Below are 21183 nucleotides of genomic sequence, written 5' to 3' on the forward strand. Positions count from 1 at the left end.
AATTAAACATTATCGAGTAATAAAAAGTCACTTTTTTTTCGTTTCGGTGCTCTATTATTGTTTTTCTCCGGATATGCACACAGGTCTGCTACAGGACATATTGTGCAATCTGGATTTGTGGGACGGCAAATTTCCCTGCCCAGTTTAATTAGATTTGTATGAAGCGAATGTGCAATTCCATCGGGAAGATTTTCATTAATTTTTTGAAATGTCTTATCGGGCGATTTTTCGTTAACAATGCCAATCCGATTTAATGTTCGATGAACGTGAGTGTCGACTGGACAGACATTTCTGTACAAAGAAAAAAGGAGTACACAACTGGCAGTTTTAACTCCGACACCTTTAAACGAAGTTAAAAATTCGAGAGCTTCTTCGTTCTTCATTTTTTTAAGGAAATTCATATCGAGACGATTTTCTTTTGAAAGATTTACAACCAGATTTTTAATTGTACGCGCTTTTTGCCTGGTCAATCCCGCTTTTCTAATAGCCTTTTCGATTTGACCTAACGGCGATTTTGCCAGCTTGCTCCAGTTAGGGAATTTTTGCTTGAGATTTAGGTAGGCCTCGTAAGAATTATTGTCATTAGTATTTTGAGAAAGAATTGTGGCAATTAACAAATCCAGTGGCTCGGGCTTGCGTCTATTCCGCTCGGGCAAACCGAAATGTTCAATTAGTCTACTGTTTAGGAGTTCCAGCATTTTAATAATCTTTAAAAAAGGTGAGTTAAGATACGAAAAATGGAGTTATCTCTTGATATATTGAAAGATTGGAACCGTAAAATAAAAAGTACTTCCCTTTCCGAGTTCGCTTTCAACCCAGATTTTCCCGCCCATTTTTTCGCAGAATTCTTTACATAGGATTAAACCTAATCCTGTTCCTTTTTCTTTGTGTTGCCCTATTTCTGCATTGTTGACGTCAATTCTGAAAAGTTTGTTTTTATCGGTTTCGCTTAAACCTATGCCACTATCTTCTACTGCAATGACTACAAAACCATTTTCGTCACGTGTTGAAACAGTAATTTGTCCGCCTGGATCCGTAAACTTGATTGCATTTGTCAATAAATTCCTTATTATCGTTTCGAACAAATTTTTGTCGGCATAAACCATCAATGTCGAATTAATGTCTACTTTGATTTCGATATTTTTCTTTTCCGCCTGCGTAGTTACAATATCCACAGTTTCTTTTATAACGTTTCGTATCGATAGAGGTTCGAGATTGACTTCGAGGCGGCCGGTTTGTGCGCGCGACCAGGTTAATAAATTTTCGAGCAATTTCTGTATTGAGGCTGCAGTTTGATAAATTGTTTTTATATATCCGAGTTTTTCCTCGTCGGTCATTTCATTATAATCTTCTTCGAGAATTTGAGAAAAACCGAGAATAGTAAAAATGGGATTTTTTAGGTCGTGCCCGATTATTGAAAAGAGTTTATCTTTTGCTGTATTCAATTCAAGTAATTTTTTTTCTGATTCGGCAAGTTGGACGTTAAGCTCGACATAACGAGCAGCTTCCTGTTCTATCTGATCTCGCGAATATGCAATATCCTGAAGCAATTTTTCTCGTTCCAGTTCAGCTTCTATCCGATCCTGAATATCGCGGATCATAAAGAGAATTAATACAGGATTCTTGTTTTCGTTGAGAATAGCGCCGATATTCGACTCGGCATAAACTGCGTTGCCATTATTATCTTTAAGACGAAATAGATACGATTTTATTGGGGTGCCGGTTGCAGCAACAGAAATGTTCTCTTTGAACAGTTCCCTATCATCTTCAAATATGAAATCGAGGATATTTTTCGAAAATATATCTTCAACCTTTTCGATGCCGAGCAACGACAAAAACTTATTTGACGCGTAAGAAATTGTACCGTCAAGTTCAGTTGTAACGATTGCATCGGGTGAAGTCGATAAAATCGATTGAGCAAATAATTCACTCTGGATTATCTTCTCTTCAATATTTTTCTTTTCGGTAATGTCTCGGACTTTAAGTACAATTCCATTTTTCTTATCATCGAGCTTTAAACGATGGAAATTAATTTCGAAGTACCTGTCTTTGAGTTTTGGGGATGTATAAACCTCAGAAAACGATTTTACTTTTAGAGCTTTTTCAAGATTCTTTTCCCAATACAATCTGTCTTCAAATGGAAAGATTTCCAGAAAATTTTCACCTTCATCATGATTTAATCCGTCGTACAAAATTAGATAAGATTTGAATTTATTATTACACTTCAGGATTTTGTAATCCTGGTCAAGAAGACAAAACATCTCATCCGTATCAATTAATACGTTTAGAACTCCATACGGGTCAATTTGAGTCCACTGCTCGTTATTTACTATTTCTTGATTCATTATTATCTGCGGGCTCATTCATCCGCAATTATTATCGAAATTTTTCGGGAAAATTTAAATTTATTTTGTTTTTTGTTCGAATTAATAATTCATTTCTGTTATTATTTTTGTGTTTTTTTTCAAAAAATAAGAGGTAATATGGACACTTTAATGGTTAGCATATCAGGAATAAGAGGAATCATTGGCGAAGGTCTTTACCCTTCCACGATTGTAGAATACACTTCTGCATATGCAGATTTTTGCGGTAAAGGTAAAATTGTAGTTGGCAGTGACGGTCGAATATCAGGAAATATGGTAAAAAATCTTGTAATCGGGACATTGATTGCAAAAGGAAACGACGTAATCGACCTGGGCATCTGCCCCACACCCACTGTACTTTTCAATGTAAGAAATTTAAAAGCAGCAGGCGGTATTCAGATTTCAGCAAGTCACAATCCAAACGAATGGAACGCATTAAAATTGCTGAATAATAAAGGCGAGTTTATGAGCCCAGAAGAACACTATAAAATGATTTCACTTTTGAAAGAGACTCAAAAACATTATGCGAAGTGGAATAAACTCGGAACGGTAACTGAATACAGTAAAGGACTTTACGAGCATATCGATGCTGTGCTTTCTATGCCTTACATCGATCTGAAGAAAATTCGCAGGAAAAAATTTAAAGTTGTACTTGACTGTGTTAACGGTGCAGGTGCTTATTCGATGCCGTATCTTCTCGAAAAATTCGGCTGCGAAATTATCCAAACCAATTGTGAAAAGAACGGCATATTTCCACGACTGCCTGAACCTGTACCTGAAAACCTCACTAAAACTATGAAACTCGTCAAAAAGAATAAAGCTGATTTCGGAATTGTTGTTGATCCGGATGTAGATAGGCTTGTATTAATCACAGAAGAGGGTAAACCTTTTGGAGAAGAAAATACAATTACTCAGGCAGTTAAATTTATTTTATCAAAAAAACGTGGTAATGTTGTCGTAAATTTATCTACTACTCGCGCTGTTGATGACGTAGCCGCGAATTTTAGATCGAAAATTTACAGGTCACCAGTGGGCGAAGCAAATGTCGTCAAAAAGATGAAACAGGTTAAAGCCATTATTGGAGGTGAAGGGAGCGGAGGGGTTATATTGCCTTCGGTAAATTTTGGACGCGACGCTTTAGTTGGCACGGCTCTTTTATTTCAGCATCTGACGGAATTTGGCGGAACTTTAGGAGAGTTAAAAAAGTCTCTGCCAGAATATTTCATTGTGAAACGCAAAATTGAAATCGGCAAAAAGGACCCCGACAAAATTTTATCCAAACTCGCACTGAAGTATTCAAAATATTCACCAAACAGTGAAGACGGACTGAGAATTGACTTTGAGGACCACTGGGTTCATTTCAGAAAATCGAATACTGAGCCAATAATTAGATGTATTGTTGAATCCGATTCTAAAACGAAATCAAACGAGTTGATTGAAAAGTACATGAAAGAATTATAAAACAAAGGGTTGTCTGAAACTGCTGTTCTAAAAAAAATTTGAGATTAATCGTGAAATTTGCGCCTCTCATAAAAAACTACTTTCAGACAACCTTTTTCAATATCACTTATAAAATTCGCTTATTTTTTGAACAACGTACTCAATTTGTTCGTCACTCAATTCTGGATATATTGGCAATGCCAGTGAAGTTTCGGCAGCTAAATTCGATACTGGGTAGTCACTATCTATAGTATTCAAATACGCAAAACATTCCTGACGGTGGAAAGGAACGGGATAATAAATTTCGCAGCCGATGTCATTCTTTTTAAGATATTCTAATAAACCGTCGCGGTCTTTTACACGAATTACAAATTGATTATAGATATGATAGTTTTTAAGTCCGTCAATATTTTTATAGACCGCTTCAGGAAGAATTACTTTTTCGGGATTTAAGTAGTTATTTTTCTCGTCAAGTAGACCGGTCTTTTCAAATAATTGATAATAGAGCTGTGCGTTTAATCTTCTTTTTTCAGACCATTTATCGAGATGTGGTAGTTTTACCCTTAACACAGCAGCTTGAAGCGCATCGAGTCGGAAATTTCCACCAATAAACTTATGATAATATTTTGGTTCCATACCATGGACTCGCATGATTTTAAGTTTGTGATAAATCTCCTCGTCGTTTGTTGTAACAATTCCGCCATCTCCAAAGCCACCTAAATTCTTGCTCGGGAAAAACGAAAAACAGCCGGTATGACCAATAGTACCCACATAACGTCCATCTTTATATTGAGCACCAATTGCCTGGGCTCCATCTTCAATAACGTATAAATTATGCTTAAAAGCAATTTCCATAATTTCATCCATTTCTGCACTCTGACCATAAAGATGAACGGGTATAATTGCCTTTGTACGAGATGTTATTTTCCTTTCAATCTCTTTAACATCAATATTAAACGTGATAGGGTCAATATCAGTAAAAACAGGAGTTGCCTCCAGACGAGCCACTACACCAGCTGTGGCAAAAAATGAATATGTTGGAAGAATAACTTCATCCCCGCCTTTAATTCCAAGTGCCATCAAACTTAGCAAGAGAGCATCTGTTCCTGAGGATACACCGACAGCATACTTTGCACCAATATAATCACAAATTTCTTTTTCCAGAGCTTCAACTTCGGGTCCCAATATGAAATATTGCGACTCGACTACTTTCATTATCGCTCTGTCGACCTCTTCTTTGATAGATTGATACTGAGGTTTCAAATCCAAAAGGGGTACTTTCATAAAAACTCCTCAAAATTATTTTTAGAAAATTAAACAAATACAGATTGAATAACTAAATGTAAAATTTGATTTTTTTTCTTCACTTAAAATTTTTGTACAGATGATCTACATTAATAACTTCACGCTTTCTTTGCTTAACTGTTTTATTGGTTAGTGTTTTTGTATTCAAGTTATCGATGCACGTATAAAATTTTTTACTATATTAAGCACCTAAATCATTGAGACAAAATATTACTATAACATTACTGGTAAACCAAATTAAAAGTGCTAATAATTTTACGGTGCATAAATGACATTATCGAAAAAGATCGAAAGGTTAAAATCAAATTTTAAGTCGTCTTTCTGGGTTGCCAACGGGATGGAACTCTTTGAAAGGTTGGCATATTATGGTCAGGCTACAATTTTAAGTATCTTTTTGCGGGATCATCTTAAATTCACAGAAGTAGAAGCAGGACAGCTCTCCTCAATTTTTGGCGGTTTGATTTACTTACTTCCAATTTTCGCAGGAGCAATAGCAGATAAAATAGGATTTAAAAAAGCTTTCTCGTTTGCATTCGGTGTTCTGGCGGCAGGATATTTTCTAATTGGAGCAACAGGAATGAAAACCTTTTCTAACTTAATTCCTCAGTCGATTCTTTTCCCCTTTCTTACAATTATTTTGATATTCACAGCGCTTGGAGGTTCTTTTATAAAGCCGAGTGTGCTTGGCACTGTAGCACTTTCGACAACCGAAGAGACGAAATCACTCGGTTATGCAATTTATTACTGGCTGGTTAATATCGGAGCGGCTATCGGTCCTCTGCTTGCATATCTGGTTAGAGATTATTTCGGAATTGAGTTTGTTTACCTGGTTTCGGCAATAAGTTGTGCTTTAATGTTTATTGTAACGCAATTTTTTTATAAAAATCCGATACAAAATTACAATTCGCAGAATTTAAAAACCGTTTTGAAAAATTTGATCAAAGTCCTCACGAATCTTCGTTTTATGACATTCTTATTGATTTTTGGACTTTACTGGGTACTTTTCTGGCAATTTTTTATAATAATTCCATTTTACATATCGGACTTTATTTCGCTTGATACTCCAATAGAACTGATTTTATCGACCGGAGCCTGGACGATAATATTATTTCAAATACCGGTTAACCGTCTCACAAAAAAAATTTCGACTCAAACTGCAATTGTAATCGGTTTTGTATTTGCAACTGCTACATGGCTAATCTGGTATTTTGTGCTGCCTATTACAAATGGAAATACATATAATATTTTTGGGACAGAGGTATCAGTTAGTATTCCAGTAATTGTATTTGGCATATTTCTCTTTTCGATTGGTGAACAGACACAAGCTCCGCGCTTCTATGAATATATTGCCGACCTGGCTCCAAAAGGTCAGGAAGCATTGTTCCAGGGTTATGCGTTTTTGCCAATAGCTCTTGCCTGGGGATTCGGCGGTACATTTGGTGGTTGGGTTTATCAATTATTTACAAAAGATACGAACAATCCTCAGATGATATTTCTTGTAATAAGTGGAATCGGTATGCTGGCAACAATACTGATGTTATTTTATAATAGATTTACAAAATCGAAAGGATAATTAATAGAAAAGATTAAGTTGCTTTTCGTTATTAATAACGGCTGCTTCGTGTTCGAGCAGCCATTTCTTTCTCCAAACTCCGCCTGAATAACCCGCAAGACTTTTATCTGAACCAATAACTCTATGACACGGGATGATTATTGGAATTTTATTTTCTCCACTTGCTCTGGCAACAGCTCTAATCGACCTTTCGTTGCCTAATTGTCTGGATAATTTTAAGTACGAAATTGTTTTTCCGTATGGAATATTCTTTAATTCATTCCATACTCTTTTCTGGAATTCTGTTCCTTCAGGTTCTGTCGGGATACTGAAGTTTTGTAAATCACCATTGAAATATTGACTCAACTCATAGACACATTTTTCGAGTATTTCATTTGGATTTTCCTGTTCCAATTCAACGCCGTCGATATCAAGCATAAAATGTATCGATTTGATAACGCTCTCGTCTGCAGTAATTTTCAATTTACCGATGGGCGATTCGTAATATGTCAAATACTTACCCGGCATCAACCTCCCGAATTATCGAACGAAAATATAATTAAGATGCGGAATAAATTCTTGACAAAATTTCGATTACTTTATCACGGAGCAGTGGTTTAGAAATAAAGTCAGTAAATCCTGCAGCTATAAAATTTTCCCGTGCTCCTGGTTGCATGTAAGCCGTAGATGCGATGATTGGGATCTCTTTGTAGCCGGGCATTTTGCGTACAATTCGGAGCACGTCCAATCCATTATATTCTCCCTGCAAATTAATATCGACAATCAAGAAATCGAAACGCCTTGTTTTTAATAAAGGGATTGCGCTCTCTAAACTCGGTACTACCTCAATTGTTTTAAGATCCTTCATCTGGCTCTTGAATAAAATTTGAGAATCTACCTGATCCTCGAGATACAAACAGGTCATCGAAGATAAGTCAAGCTTTTTCAAGATATTAGGTGCTTGCTTTTCAATTGTATTATAGGATATTTTTTCAATTTTTTCTTCAGGTTTCTGTTTTTCTTCGATTTCGACTTCACCACCTTCAAATGGAGTAAATTTAAATGGAATACTTATTCCCACCTGTTTTTTATCTTTCTCACCAATTATTTTGAAACGTGCTCCAATTATTTCCATCAGTTTTTTTGCCAATTTCATCGAGAATCTGGAAAAGCCGTAATTCTTCCTACTGAAGTTTTCGTCGTCAGTAAGTATATCCTGTAAACCTTTCAAAAGGTATGGACTTGCTCCCTCTTTTAAATCGTCGATCAAAATAATGAAATTTTCGTCGTCTACTTTCTTAGCAGAAATCTTTAATTCTTTTTCTTTTGTTATCGTAATTGCAAAATTCAACAGCATACTGAGAAGACTTACAAATTTCTGCTTGTCCGTTTCGAATATAAGAGACGAAGAAATTTTTCCTTCTTTAACAGATTTGTCGTGTTGCTTAACACTCTTTGAAATAATATCCTCAACTTCTGGCATCAAATTGGCTAATTTAACTTGCTCAACTTTGTACTTAATATTTTTACGCAGATATGCAGCATATTCAACTGCATTATCCATAATCTGAAGTAATGTTTTCTGATTCTCTTTTATAATTTCGACTGCTTCTCTCTGTTCTTCATTTGGATTTTCGATGTTTTCCCATAAGTCCTGTGTAAAGCCCATTATTACGTTCAATGGCGTCAACAATTCGTGGAATAAATTCGAGAGAAAAGTTGCATCGATATTCGAACTTTCATTTGTTACTTCGGCTAATTTATTTGTTTTCTCTTCTGGCTGTAGCCGGATTAATACTATTACTTGTTCTATCTCCCCTTCATAATTCTTTATCGGATTTGCAAATAGTTCGGCTTTTGTCAATTCGCCATCTGACTTTTTGAGCGAAATATTTAATTTAATTGTATTATTCGATTCTGAATGAAGTACATTTTTGTTAATTACCGCTCTATCATCATCCGAGACAATACTGATGATCGGTCGGCCTTCGAGTTCTCTTTTAGAATAACCGAGTTGACGGGGTACAGCATCATTAACCGAGATAATAAATCCGTCTTTATCGGTTAATACAACCAGCTCATCTGTATTTTCGTAAACGTGTTTATAAAGCTGGCTCTCTCTGCGTGCCTTTAATTCTGAGGATACTTCCCTTACTAAATTTAAATGAGCTTTTTTCCCTTGAAATACAATTTCAGTGCTCTTAATTGTAACGTAGATATCTTTACCGTCGCTTCTTTTATGTTTGAGTGGCTTACCGCGAAGGGATTTATCTTCACTTTGTATTAATGCCTGCACATCCTCTGGAGCATATAAATCCGTCAAGTCGAGTTCGAGAAATTTTTCTTTAGAGTAGCCGTAGAGTTTGAGAGCTTCATCCGTTACGGCAAGAAATTTCAAATTTTCCAGATCATATACATAAGCGGCGTCTGGTATAATTTTAAGATATTCTTCGATCCCGATATGCATAGTTTTTTCAGCAGGTCTTACAATTTGATATCCAGTTAAAATTAGATTGCTGCCTGCTTTTGATACTGAGAAAGAATACAGCTTTTTATCCAGCGCCTCGACTTCGAAAAGATCTTCTGTTCGACTTTTATCCTCTTTAAGAAATGAAGTAATCTTATTTACTGCCTCATTTCCGAATAGTTCAATTGGTTTGGATTTTTTCTTATACAACTCGAATAAGCTTTCGAATATTTCATTGTACTCAGTAAATTCAAGATTAGCATCAATCACACAAGCAGGCAGAGGAATATGAGCTGTCAAGGAATGGAACGTTTGTTTTTCTGATTCGAAATATGAAAAGCCAATCATTGCAATAACACGATTTTCGAGATCAGAAATCGGAACGAGATAAATCGAAAAGTTCTTTGATGCGCCTGCTGATTTCAAACCACTTACAACAATAATATTCGAACTACTTTTAATAAAATCATTAATTTGTGAATAAAGATTCAAAAGATACTTGGGCAGGAAATCACTCTCGTTCTTATTTTCGAGTTTAGCCGCAGTAGTTCCGAGCCACGAAGCATAAGCCTCGTTAGCCACAACAATTTTGTCATCTTTGTCCTTGATCCAGAAAAAATTTTTAAGATTATTTATTTCTTTCTGGAATTTTATTTTTTCAATGAAAGTGAAAGGATAAGAATTTTTGACTCGTTCAATTTCTCTTAAAACTTCTCTATCCTCAATTAACTCCTCAATTTGATTCAGTGCAATTTTAATTTTATATGTATCTCTTTCTTCTGATTTTGATTCGCCTTGCTGAATGAAATCAATATAAAAGTAGATATTATTTTCACTTCTCAAAGGCGTATAAATCAATATATAGATTTGTTTATTATCATCAATTGTAATTGGTAATTCTGTAGAAGTGACATCATTTTTACTTTTGCATTCTTCGAACTTTTCAAGAATTCTGAATTTGTGTTCTTTCTCAACGGAAAGGAGATCTTTCCAGTACTGAAAAAAATTATTCTGGGGTATAAGTCCTGGGAATAATTTTCTAATTTCATCACTTACGGCGATAATTTTGCCGTTTTTATCGACAATCAATCCGTGTTTATTTTCGTAATTCACTTTTTAATTCCTTTGTCATGGAACCTTAACAGTAGCAATATTTGAATAATCCGTATAAATCCTGTTGCCCAGTTTTTGTCGTATCCGATATTGATAAGTTATACCCGACATAACCGAAGTATCGAAAACAAAAGTAGTGTCAGAATCTGCTGACATCAATTCATTAAATTCGCCCGCCGTTCCAATTCTCCTTTCGACAATCAACGAAACCGATAGTCTTAACTTGTCGTTGTTTATCCAATCAAGTCGGACAGTATTGGGTCCATATACAGAGGCATTGAGATTCGATGGTGCTTCTACGTCCGTGTAAAAAGTCGAGACAGTAGCTTCATTTGAATAGCCGCTTATAGATGTTGAAGTAAAATATGCGACTCTGTATTTATACGCCTTGCTTCCTTCCACATTATGGTCTTCATAGTAAGTTTCATTTGGTCCAGTAATATCGATCAATACCCATGCGCCAGTAGAAGAATTATATCTTTCAATCTTAAAGCCCAATTCATTTACAGCAAAATCGTTCCATTTCAAGATAACCATGTGAGTTCCAATTGCCTCCGCTTGAAGATTCCACATTCCGCCCGGAAGAGATGAAGTGCTTACTTCGTTGCTAAACTCAGATTTTCCCGATTCGTTAAAAGCTCTTATTTTGTAGAAATAATCAGTAAACGGAGAAACCCCGTTGTCAATTGTGCTAATTGTATTGGGTGGTAGAGTTGTAATCAAACTGTATGTTCCTGTACCCTCTTTACGCCATACTTCGAAACCATCCTCGTTTGTAGAATTGTCCTGCCACAGCAAAGTTACAGTATAATCTCCTGTTCTTTTTATTATGAGATTGGATGGTGCATCGGGGATTTTATCTTTAACATAAATATTGCTTTGTACTTCGCTTTCTTTGGCTTTCCCATTTTTATTATAAACTTTTACAAAATAGCTAATGCGCTTACCAAGCAGTGCTTCGCCAATATTAAGATAGAGGATGGGATTTGTACCATCTGAATTTTGCTCAAAACGTTCGGTAAAAGTATTGTTGACATAAATTTCATAAAACGAGAGACCTTCGCCACCTGTACCGTCGGAGGCATCATAATTAATTAAATTTTGACCCACCATTACGGAGTCCCCAGTAACAGGTGAAAAAATTTGGATGGTAGGTTGTGATGATGTAGTCTGAGAATTGGTAATTGGTTCAACACATCCGACTATTATTATAACAATTGCTATAGGCAAATATTTAAATAATTTATTGGTCATACACTATTTTCATCAATATTATCAAAATCGATTAACAACGATCGTGTTTCGTGGGATTTCATCCTGTCAATATAAAAAATTACAGATTGACTATCTTTACTAACTTCATAACGGGGGATTTTAGTATTCAACATGTCTGAACTAATTTTAACATTTTTCACTTTTTTATTCAAATTAACTTCAATTACTGCATTTTCAATATCATATTCCGTTGGATTCGTAATTTCTACTGCCACTCTCCTTTTACTTCTTGATTCATACCGAACTTCAAGACTTTGTTTCTTACGCCACCAATTCTTTAATTCGTCCAGCGATGTAATCCAGAAATCTTTTGACTTGGCGTATCGAATAACATCGTTAATTACGGAAACGTATTGAGGGCGCAGTTGATAATTCGTATGTACCTTAAAAACAAAAAGACCACCTTCAAATAACAGGCGGTCGACGTCTTCTTCATAAGTGTATCGTTGAAATTTTGTTTCCGTCAAACCGTAGTTACGAATTATTTCATAGTCGTCCCTTGCTGTTTTAGTTATGACCATGATCTGTTTATTATTCCGAATTTTGATTTCGGGTACGGATCTGTCAGTAAGAGAATCAGTCAATAGGAAACCGATATCTCTATTTGCCAGAGCCTGCAAAGTGAAATCGTTATAAAAACCGTATAATGGCATTATAGCTTTAATCGGTTTACCAATAATTTTACCAATTGAATCCTGCGCAAAAGTTATATTTGAAAATTGAGTTTGCTTATCATAAAGCATATTTACCGTATCTTCGGGATATTCTAAAAATCCAATATCGACAATTGCACCGAACTCCCCACTTTTTGCGAGCGATTTTATGATCGATCTATTTTTCAATGCAGTATAAGGGTCTATAAAAAAAGTTGGCTCGATATTATGTTTGTTAGTAATCGAGCTGATTGTCTTAATGTTTTCGAGAGCATCGTCGACCGTAGGAACTAATATTAACGCTGCTTTATAATCTCCCGGCCAATCTTTTGTAAATGCAGTAGGATTATAGGTTAGCCAGTTAATTGAATTATTAAAGAGTTTCTCGAAATAGACAAAATCCTTCTGAACGCCTAAAACTGAGTTGATTTCGAAACCGAACCAGACAAAACGACCTTTGCCGTATGTGCCAAATGCAATACCGGCACTTTTCTGAATTTCTTCTCTCACCAGGCCTGCTTCCCTTCTGAAGTCGTACCAGAAGCTAACCTGTGTAGTTCTCGGTTCAATTACTTCGGCATAGATCGGTCTATCCCACGTAGCAATTTTAAGGGCGTATCCTGTAGGGATACCGGCTGTTAAAGGCAGATTGCCTCTAAGAGTGTGGATTTTATAAGTTTCTTCGGGTTTAATTTCCTTGTTGAATTTAAGACCGAATACTTCGGTAAAAAAATCCCATCCTCGCCATTTACCCTCGTCGGAAAAGGTGGCTGGTCCACCTGTTACAAAGAGGCTTCCGCCTTCTTCAACATATTTTTTAAGAGCTATAATCTGTCGGTCGCTTAACGATTTTGAACCGGGTAATACAATTATTTTGTACCCAAAATGTTCGTTGCCTTCAATTTTTTTATCGTCAATTATGTCGTATTTATATCCGGAATTTGTAACAAAACGTTCCCAGGTATCGATATTGTCTTTTAGCCAGGTACTGCCAGCTGGCAGCATATTTTGTGTATACTGCGAGTAAAGGATTGCTATTTTACCAGCTTTTTCGTCTTTAATGAGATTTTCTTTGGTCGGAATAATCTCTTTTATTTCGTAATTACCGTAGATATTTTTTAGTATTAATAAAAAAACAAGAAGAGCCGTGAAAAGCAGAACTAATCCGCTTAAAAAAATAATTAAGTAATTAACCCTCAGTCCTTTATAATTTTCTTTTACCGCCACCTGAGGTTATCCTCTGTTTTTTTCCGCTGAACGGATGGTTCTTCGTAGCCTTCGGAGGTATAACGCATAAATTTTTTTCGATGACGTTCAACAGTTGGAGTTCTTTCGGAATCTCTCGTGAACTCACCCTGGTACGAAGCTGGAGCTGGACCGACATAAGTTGGTCTAAGCTCGGGTCGTTCCATCTGCTCTCTGATGGGTTCGTAGCCTGCCTGTTGTTCAAAAGTGCTTCTGTATTGTGCTGATTCTGAAGCCATTGGAACTGGTGCTATCAACTCTGCTGGTATTGCAGCAGGTTGAGCTGCTTTTTCAGATACACCTTTTTTCTCTCTAATTTTATAGAGAATGTAAGCACCGACAGCCAGAATGAACGTTGAAATCGTTGCTACCAAAACTATCAAAGATAAAATCGGTATTAATTCCATTTCCCTTTCCTCATATTTACTTATTATCTGGATGCACCCACTCTTTCGAGTTTTCCCCAAGTCATACTAAATCCAATAAATTCTTCCACTGTCGCCATAGCCTTTGTAACGTCAATCAGTAATATAAAAAAGACACGGTAAATTATTGCATAAGGTACAAGTCTGAACTCTTCCCTTTCGGCCGCTATACAAAAGACAGCCGACATCAAGTCGAGTACAGCGATACCAACCCACCAGAGAAAGAGCGTAATATGAATTCCGTAAAACAAAGCAACAATAATAAAATAGAGATTAACAAAGATGTTCATCGCCGGCCAGATAAGCGCTTCGTAAAACATCGACCACATTATAAAACTATTGTTGAAATTCAGAGTGGGATTATAAAGATATTTTTTATGTTTTCTTATAGCCTGTAAAATTCCTCGAGTCCATCTATAACGTTGTTTGAGAAGCTGATAAATTGTAGCAGGGGCTTCGGTATAAGCGATTGCTTTGGGCTCATATACAATTTTCCAGCCTTTAGCTAAAATTTTTAGTGTAATGTCGGCATCTTCTGCAAATGTATCACTCGAATAAAAGCCGGCATCTCTGAGGGTTGATTTTCTGAAAACCCCAATTGGGCCGGGAATTATATTGACCATCTGCAAAAAACCTTGTGCACTTCTTGCCAAATTCAAACCTTCAAGATATTCAAGTGCCTGAAGATCAGTCAACATCTTTTTACGATTTTGCACTTTTACGTTGCCAGCAACTGCTCCCACCGCTGGATCAACAAAATGGCGCATAGCCATTTTTAAGGTGTCTGTAGTCAATTGTGAATCGCCATCCATACAGAGGACAAATTGAGCTTCAGAATACTGAATACCGGCATTTAAGGCCTTCGACTTCCCACCGTTTGGTTTGTTAATGAGCGATACTTTTATCATCGCTCGTTTTCCTTTATGATAACCTACCAGACTTTCTGCCACTTCGGCTGTGTTGTCCGTCGAACCATCGTTTACAATAATAATTTCATAATTAGGATAATCGAGTTCAAGCAGCGACTCAATAGAAGATTTGATAATTTTTCCCTCATTATAAACGGGAACGATAATAGAAACGAAGGGATAATATCCCGGTTTGGTTTCAACTGTATATTTGGTCAGGTAAAAATATGACATAAAGAGGATACCGAAATAACGAATCAATAGGATAAACAAGAAGATAACAAGCGAAACAATTGAGGAATAAACGAATAAACCGCTCCAGGTCAACACGGTAAAAGGCATTGTATATATAATCATTAAAATTAGGAACAAAGAAATTAGACCCGATATAATGATTGTTCGAATTTTTTCACGCGCCACATTCCGCTTTGGCGGCTTAATTTCCCTGTTATCCAGGACGATTTTATATTTTGACTTTTCCTGTCTCATCAAATTTAGACTATACTCATTAAATATTATTCAATAAAAATGCCATTATTTTTTTAGTCATTATGAACGTTAATCAAACAGCTAAATATTAATTTCCCTTACAATTAGATAAAATGGCTCAAAAATAGACATAAAGAATATAGTCTTTTAATTAAACTATTGCAAGCTAATAAGTTACATAATTGACCTAATTCTTTAGTATAAAGAAATTAATATAACTTGTTATAAGAGTAAAAAATTTATTTCGCTGAATATGCTTTCATTATTGCATTAAAGAGGAGTTCAGCCACTCTTTTTCCGCCTATCTTTGTAAAGTGTGAATAGTCTTTAAGAGCCATAGGTGGATTCGAATTGACCCAATCTTCCATCGAATTTTCGCCGCCCATTGCTTCCCAAAGATTCCAGAAAGCAATATTTCCATCTTTTACAATTTGCTTTTGTGCATTCAAAAGCAATGGCACGTCGGGATTAGTAATAAATCGTCCGCCCCGTTTCATGGTTTTATCGCCCACTCCAACCAGAATAAATCCAACTTTGGGAAATGCTTTTCTAAAATGTTCAATAACTTTCAGCATTTTATTTTTATATAACTGGTAAATCGATTTGTTGGGCGAGTTCACGTTTGCTCCATAGGTTAAAATAATCAGTCCGTAATTTGTAAGCCTGGCAAAATCCTGGAGAATTTTTTCTGGAATATCGATTAGCGATACTCCGCTATTGCCCGGCATAGGAAAATTGTCCAGATAAACGCCACCACCGCTTTCAAGACTAACTCCGTAAAAATAGGGTCGTTTACCGTCGATAAATTTTATTTTCAGTAAATGAGCTTCTCCCTTGACATCGATAATCAACTCCTTCAGATCATTCCCTTCCTTTAGATTAATTTTAACTGGGGCTCTGTTATCAATCGTATATTCAATTACACTATTATCGGCGGCGTTGCTATAAAATAAACGGGCAAATTTGAACGAAACAGATGATTTCAATTCTCTACTTGTTTCATACTGAACCCAGCTGTTTTTATTTGGTATAGCAACCGAACCGCTTATTCCAATAGGTAAATTGTCCGGATTTCTGGTAATAACTGAGACGTAATCCCAGTCGCTTGAATAACTATGACGCGTTGTCGTCCTCATTCTTATATCATTTGCAATAATTTGCATCATACCTACACCCTGACCTCCGAATCGCTCCTGGAATAATTCGCGGAGATATTCTGAGATTACATCTCCCTGTATCAGCGAATCGCCAAAGTGAGCAATCCTGAGGACCAAACTTTTGTCTTTATTCTTTAAACGGTCGAGTTGCTCGAAAAAATATTTCAATTGTTCCAGATTTCCGGTCAAAGGTTCGTCCTTACCGAGTGAAAAATAAAGGACGTCATTTTTCGGAGCTATAAAATCAATTTTTACCGGTTCGGATGCGAAAACAAAATTATATATAATCAATAATAATATTAATGTAACTCGGCTCATATAATTCCTTTCATTAATTAATGTTCCAGAAAAGTGACAAATATGCAGAAAATGCTTTATAGCCCGTATCGTAACGATAGCTGTTAGCATACGATATTCTACCAGATATGAAAAAATATTCAAAAGGTTTATAAACAGCGTCGGCATAAAGTTCACTAACAATAAAATCAAGGAATGGCAGATATCCTATTTTCCCGCCCGTTTTTAGTGTAAGATAATCGCTCTTCTCCAGAATAAAATCCGCCCACAGGCTGTGGGATACATAATTCTGAGGCGTAAAATAAAATTGAGTTTTGAAACCATAATCCGCAAAATAATATTCATAGCCGAGCACACCACTGCCTTTTTCTCTTTCATTGCTTACCAGAGTATTAAATGTGAAAAACCGTTTACCAATTCTAATCTGAATATCGTTTCCAATATTACCGTCGGACACTTCGAGATAATTATAAAACAATGAAAGATAGAGCGAATGTTTGTAGTTGTATGACGAATTAAATCGGTAAATATCGGTATTCAGGCTAAATGGAATTAATAGCGGCGAAAGTAAAATCAAGCGTGCATCGTTCCGTTCAAATGAAAAAGTGGTAGTAAATGTATCTATGAGTTCATATCTAATCATAAAATCCCATATATCTCTACTTGGTTCACTACTTATATTAAGAGCCCCTTTTCCTCCGGCCAAAACTAAATTTTTAAGAGGGAAAATGCTGGCAACCAATTTCAAACCTGTCAGGTGTTTTGCTTTCGAATCGCTTTTGAATTCAGCGCGTTGCCATTGTGCCCCCAATCCGAAAAATCCAAGAAACCCTCCCTCGACTCTTGTACCATAGTTGAAATAATCGAGGTCAAAATTGTCGATGTACATTGTCGTATAGGGAGTAATATTTATATTCGTAGGGAACAGACGACTTACAAAATTACGAACTGAAATAAATCCTTTTTCAATTCCATAAGGTGGAATCCAGCTTAATCTTTGTTTAACAAGACTAATATTTGAAGAATCGTCAAATTCTTCCACCAGCTCTTCATAAATATCTTCTGCAGCACCCCATTCATTTCGCTCAGCATAAGCATCGCCTAAAAACATTTTTTGATATCTGACCTGCTTCAACAAATCATTATCATCTATTCTGCTTTCAAGTTCTTCTATAACATCTTCAGCTTCGTCGAGTTGTCCCAATTTAGTCATGTAGCCAGCCATCAATATATACTTTTGATCAATTTCCTTTTTAGTAGCAGGGTCGTCGGTTTGTGACTGGATTTCGCTGTAAATTGAATCGGATTTTTGAAAATAACCAGCAGCGGCAAAAGCGTCGGCTTTTAGTAAAAGAATTTGTGTGTCGGGAATTTCGATGGTGGCAATTTTTTCAATTTCTTGTTGAATTGCTGATTTATCCCCTAATTCATGATAAATTTTGATTCTCTCTACGCATATTCTGAAATCCAATTTATCATTCGGGTCGAATTTTTCATTAAGTAATCTGTCGTAAATTGTTAAAGCTTCCTTTTTATCACCGCCACAAGCGAGAATACCAGCGTATTCTGCATATTCTTCACGTGTTGGTTCTTCTTTCTTTTTAAAATATTCCTCGTATTTAGTGCGAGCTTCTTCGCATTTGCCTTCTGAATAGAGGATTTGTGCTTCGCCTCGAATTTCAAGCGCTTTTAATTCCTCATAAGCTGACAAGTGGAGCTCATAGGTACTTTCGACACTTGCAACCAGCTGGGAATTTGGAGCAAGTTGTTTAGCAATCTCAAGATATTTTTTTGCTTCTTCAAAATTCTTTTTCCATGAATAAAGAGAAACTAACGATAAATATGCCTGCAATTCTTGAGGTTTTTTTTCAATAATTTCGAGTAAATATTTTTCAGCCAGATCGAGATCCAGTACAGTCCAAACTGCAATTTGAGCTCTGAGCACTTTGTAATCCGTGTTGTCAGGGTCAAATTCAATCAATTTATCGAGTTGTGCAATGGCTCTTTCCCATTCGTAATTCCAGGCACAATAACGAGCGTAAGCGAATCGCACATCGAGTTCGGCATCTTCAGGCTTATCGGAAAGATATTCTGAGAGAACTTCAATAGCATCGTCGTACTTAATTAAATTCGCATAAGCTTCTGCAAGTTTTAAAGCCGCATTCTTATCACCAGGGTTATTTTTCAATATTTCGGTAAAGTAAGCAATATTGCTATTATTCGTACTATCTCTGTAGTTTGTTACGAGGTTATAAAGTTTTTGAAATTTTTCGTTGTCATAATATTTATTCTGGAGCAATGTAAGTTGCTGATAAGCTTCTTCATACCGATTGGCTTTTATGAGATCCTGAGCTAAGAGGAATCGGATGCTATCGTTTTCTGGATATCTATTGATAATCGAATAATAACGGTCGATTGGATAAACTCTTTCGAACGAGCGGGGTTGATTCAAGCGAAGATAAGCTTTGTTCTGAGCAAGGTCCAGTCCATCTTGAGCTTCTTTAAAATATGGTTTTATCTCGAGAGCACGTTTAAAGGCATCCTCTGCAATTTTATACTTACCTAACCATAGAGTAAAATAGCCATATCTACTCCACAAGCGCCAGTCGTCGGGATAACGTTCAACATATTTTTTTAATATTTTTTCCCCCTTGCTAATCGAACCGGTCTTGGCTAAAATTTCAGTATAGCGAATTATTTCGTCGGGTGAAGCATTGTCATCTCTTTTAAGATACTCGTCGTACCAATATTCCGCGTTTTGCCATTCTTCCAACCATCTATACGATTTACCGATTTCCAGGTAATAAAAAGGATAATCCGGATTTATAGCAATATCGCGTTTATGCCCTTCGATTTTTTGATAGAGCTGCTGATGCCAGTAAGAAATTACACGGTTTAAATCTTTTGAAATCACCAGATTTGCAGGGTCAAGTCGCAGTGCACGTCTTAAATCGAGGACAGCATACTGATATTGAATCATCTGCTCATAACAGAGACCTCGTAGATGATAACCTTCGGCTAACTGAGGATTAAACGAGATAAACTTATTCAACTGGTCGACAGCTTCTGCATATCGACCTTCGTTCATTAAGTTTTGAGCCTGTTTTTTGATGGCTTCTGACTGAGTTTGAGAAAATAAATTGGATGTGAATAAAATCAGAAGAAGAATTATTTTTAACCGGACAATCATCATCCTAAAAATTTATTTAAAGGCTGATAAGCATTCGTTGCAGATGTTTCCGCCGACAATACATATTCCATTAACGATTCAGCGTTATCAAAGCGTTCGTCGATTGCCGTATTGAAAATTGAAATATACTCCATCACTGCTTTCAGGTATGCGGGATCCTTGCTCGGTAAATTATTTTGTACATTCGAAATTAAATCGACCACGCCTTTCAGACTCCCCTTTACCAGCAATACGATCACCTTGTTTTCGATTACACAAATCTTGTCTTTTTTGCTTGTTGATATCCTTATCGAATTCTGCAACTGGTTGACCGACAGCAGGCCCTTTACCTGTGCTACTGGATCGAGTTTGAAAGAGATGATGTAAAAGATTTGTCCCGTGCTTTTGTAGAGTGCAATCTGATTGTTGAGTATCAATAAAAAGTCGTTGTAATTATAGATATTTGAAAAGGCGTAAGGTTCTGGAGGAATATCGAAACGTGTCTGTTTTGTAGTAAATCCCTGGAAGTGATTTTCTTTTGTCGGGTAAATAGATTCGTATTCTTCCGTTGAGAATGTATCTTCAAGGAATTCAGTTGAAACTCCTTTATTGGGACGGATTTTGTATTCAGCGGTAAATTCACCTTCGGTATGCCCGACGTTCGGCGTTATTGTTACTCTTCCGCCCTGAAAACGAGAAATACGATCGTTCGGTTTGGACAAACGAATTATTCCAGTAACAAACTGAGATAGTCCTTCAACTATCGCATGGGCTTTTGGAGTGGCAGGTTCGCTTATTATAAAAAGACTTGTAATGTCCCTCTCTTCAATTGTTTCTACAGTATTTAAAAATGTATTTCTCAAGTAGTCGAGATTTTTGAACCCTACAAACGGTGTCAATTCGTCAAATATGATTCTTGTAGGATTGTATTGATTTACCACAGTAAGAATATCTTTAAAGTATTCGACCAGATAATCATCTGGATTGTACATACCGTAGACTTCATTTGGTGGAGCCACGCGTATAACAATAATTAAATTCTGGTTCATATACGACTGAATATCAAAATTGAGCGAGGCAGCCTGTATCATCAAGTCTTTGGGACGCATCAGTGTAAAATAGAGACACACTTCTGAGGCTCTGGCAGCTTCAAGCGCAAATTGTAAACCTAAAAGAGTTCTTCCAGACTTCCGAGGCCCTACAAGTAAATAGCTGCCACCTCTGTAGACCCCACCCCAGTTTTTATCGATAAACTCAAATCCAGATGGTATCATTCTTACTGAATTAATCATGATTAACTCGTTTTAATAACTAATTATATTAAT

14 protein-coding genes are annotated in these 21183 nt (G+C 36.3%); 2 read left to right on the forward strand and 12 right to left on the reverse strand.

What is annotated here, in order from left to right:
* Positions 1 to 2 precede the first annotated feature (2 nt).
* Complete coding sequence (locus tag ACSSV9_RS04955; RefSeq protein ID WP_437346123.1) at positions 3 to 698, reverse strand: endonuclease III domain-containing protein; 696 nt, start codon at positions 696 to 698, stop codon at positions 3 to 5.
* Between the two features lie 45 nt (positions 699 to 743).
* Positions 744 to 2345 carry a sensor histidine kinase gene (locus tag ACSSV9_RS04960; RefSeq protein WP_437346124.1) on the reverse strand — a complete coding sequence of 534 codons (1602 nt, stop codon included), beginning with the start codon at positions 2343 to 2345 and terminating at the stop codon, positions 744 to 746.
* Between the two features lie 138 nt (positions 2346 to 2483).
* Here ACSSV9_RS04960 and glmM point away from each other — a divergent pair, with 138 nt between their 5' ends.
* A complete protein-coding gene (glmM, locus tag ACSSV9_RS04965) occupies positions 2484 to 3824 on the forward strand; it encodes a phosphoglucosamine mutase (RefSeq protein ID WP_437346125.1) in 1341 nt (446 codons plus the stop codon).
* Between the two features lie 102 nt (positions 3825 to 3926).
* On the opposite strand, the gene ACSSV9_RS04970 is transcribed toward glmM, so the two are convergent.
* Positions 3927 to 5087 (reverse strand): DegT/DnrJ/EryC1/StrS family aminotransferase, encoded by a 1161-nt coding sequence (locus ACSSV9_RS04970; RefSeq protein WP_437346126.1) that lies wholly within the window; start codon positions 5085 to 5087, stop codon positions 3927 to 3929.
* Between the two features lie 289 nt (positions 5088 to 5376).
* Here ACSSV9_RS04970 and ACSSV9_RS04975 point away from each other — a divergent pair, with 289 nt between their 5' ends.
* A complete protein-coding gene (locus tag ACSSV9_RS04975) occupies positions 5377 to 6681 on the forward strand; it encodes an MFS transporter (RefSeq protein WP_437346127.1) in 1305 nt (434 codons plus the stop codon).
* Here ACSSV9_RS04975 and ACSSV9_RS04980 read toward each other — a convergent pair whose 3' ends face one another.
* The 9 genes from ACSSV9_RS04980 to ACSSV9_RS05020 all read right to left on the reverse strand — a co-directional run bounded on the left by ACSSV9_RS04980 (position 6682) and on the right by ACSSV9_RS05020 (position 21150).
* Positions 6682 to 7188 (reverse strand): methylated-DNA--[protein]-cysteine S-methyltransferase, encoded by a 507-nt coding sequence (locus ACSSV9_RS04980; RefSeq protein ID WP_437346128.1) that lies wholly within the window; start codon positions 7186 to 7188, stop codon positions 6682 to 6684.
* 31 nt (positions 7189 to 7219) lie between these two features.
* The gene (locus tag ACSSV9_RS04985; protein ID WP_437346129.1) at positions 7220 to 10240 is read right to left on the reverse strand and encodes a PAS domain S-box protein; all 3021 of its coding nucleotides are present in this window, start codon (positions 10238 to 10240) and stop codon (positions 7220 to 7222) included.
* 15 nt (positions 10241 to 10255) lie between these two features.
* Positions 10256 to 11494 carry a fibronectin type III domain-containing protein gene (locus ACSSV9_RS04990; RefSeq protein ID WP_437346130.1) on the reverse strand — a complete coding sequence of 413 codons (1239 nt, stop codon included), beginning with the start codon at positions 11492 to 11494 and terminating at the stop codon, positions 10256 to 10258.
* Complete coding sequence (locus ACSSV9_RS04995) at positions 11491 to 13395, reverse strand: hypothetical protein (protein ID WP_437346131.1); 1905 nt, start codon at positions 13393 to 13395, stop codon at positions 11491 to 11493. Before ACSSV9_RS04995 ends, ACSSV9_RS04990 begins: the two co-directional genes overlap by 4 nt.
* Positions 13386 to 13820: a hypothetical protein gene (locus ACSSV9_RS05000; RefSeq protein WP_437346132.1), complete on the reverse strand. Its 435-nt coding sequence runs from the start codon at positions 13818 to 13820 to the stop codon at positions 13386 to 13388. The genes ACSSV9_RS04995 and ACSSV9_RS05000 overlap by 10 nt, the downstream gene beginning before the upstream one ends.
* A gap of 23 nt (positions 13821 to 13843) precedes the next feature.
* Positions 13844 to 15235, reverse strand: a complete 1392-nt coding sequence (locus tag ACSSV9_RS05005; RefSeq protein ID WP_437346133.1) for a glycosyltransferase family 2 protein — start codon at positions 15233 to 15235, stop codon at positions 13844 to 13846.
* A 239-nt stretch (positions 15236 to 15474) separates the two neighbouring features.
* Positions 15475 to 16710: an SGNH/GDSL hydrolase family protein gene (locus ACSSV9_RS05010; protein WP_437346134.1), complete on the reverse strand. Its 1236-nt coding sequence runs from the start codon at positions 16708 to 16710 to the stop codon at positions 15475 to 15477.
* 13 nt (positions 16711 to 16723) lie between these two features.
* Positions 16724 to 19882: a tetratricopeptide repeat protein gene (locus tag ACSSV9_RS05015; RefSeq protein WP_437346135.1), complete on the reverse strand. Its 3159-nt coding sequence runs from the start codon at positions 19880 to 19882 to the stop codon at positions 16724 to 16726.
* Complete coding sequence (locus ACSSV9_RS05020; protein WP_437346136.1) at positions 19879 to 21150, reverse strand: RAD55 family ATPase; 1272 nt, start codon at positions 21148 to 21150, stop codon at positions 19879 to 19881. The genes ACSSV9_RS05015 and ACSSV9_RS05020 overlap by 4 nt, the downstream gene beginning before the upstream one ends.
* Positions 21151 to 21183 lie beyond the last annotated feature (33 nt).

Origin of the sequence: Melioribacter sulfuriphilus (assembly GCF_051488685.1) — a bacterium.
Lineage (GTDB): Bacteria > Bacteroidota > Ignavibacteria > Ignavibacteriales > Melioribacteraceae > Melioribacter.

What these genes read in the sequence shown, in the direction of transcription:
- glmM (WP_437346125.1), top strand. Translation starts at nt 2,484, where the DNA reads ATGGACACTTTAATGGTTAGCATATCAGGAATAAGAGGAATCATTGGC.
- ACSSV9_RS04980 (WP_437346128.1), bottom strand. Translation starts at nt 7,188, where the DNA reads ATGCCGGGTAAGTATTTGACATATTACGAATCGCCCATCGGTAAATTG.
- ACSSV9_RS05005 (WP_437346133.1), bottom strand. Translation starts at nt 15,235, where the DNA reads ATGAGACAGGAAAAGTCAAAATATAAAATCGTCCTGGATAACAGGGAA.
- ACSSV9_RS04990 (WP_437346130.1), bottom strand. Translation starts at nt 11,494, where the DNA reads ATGACCAATAAATTATTTAAATATTTGCCTATAGCAATTGTTATAATA.
- ACSSV9_RS05020 (WP_437346136.1), bottom strand. Translation starts at nt 21,150, where the DNA reads ATGATTAATTCAGTAAGAATGATACCATCTGGATTTGAGTTTATCGAT.
- ACSSV9_RS04955 (WP_437346123.1), bottom strand. Translation starts at nt 698, where the DNA reads ATGCTGGAACTCCTAAACAGTAGACTAATTGAACATTTCGGTTTGCCC.
- ACSSV9_RS05000 (WP_437346132.1), bottom strand. Translation starts at nt 13,820, where the DNA reads ATGGAATTAATACCGATTTTATCTTTGATAGTTTTGGTAGCAACGATT.
- ACSSV9_RS04970 (WP_437346126.1), bottom strand. Translation starts at nt 5,087, where the DNA reads ATGAAAGTACCCCTTTTGGATTTGAAACCTCAGTATCAATCTATCAAA.
- ACSSV9_RS04975 (WP_437346127.1), top strand. Translation starts at nt 5,377, where the DNA reads ATGACATTATCGAAAAAGATCGAAAGGTTAAAATCAAATTTTAAGTCG.
- ACSSV9_RS05010 (WP_437346134.1), bottom strand. Translation starts at nt 16,710, where the DNA reads ATGAGCCGAGTTACATTAATATTATTATTGATTATATATAATTTTGTT.
- ACSSV9_RS04960 (WP_437346124.1), bottom strand. Translation starts at nt 2,345, where the DNA reads ATGAATCAAGAAATAGTAAATAACGAGCAGTGGACTCAAATTGACCCG.
- ACSSV9_RS05015 (WP_437346135.1), bottom strand. Translation starts at nt 19,882, where the DNA reads ATGATGATTGTCCGGTTAAAAATAATTCTTCTTCTGATTTTATTCACA.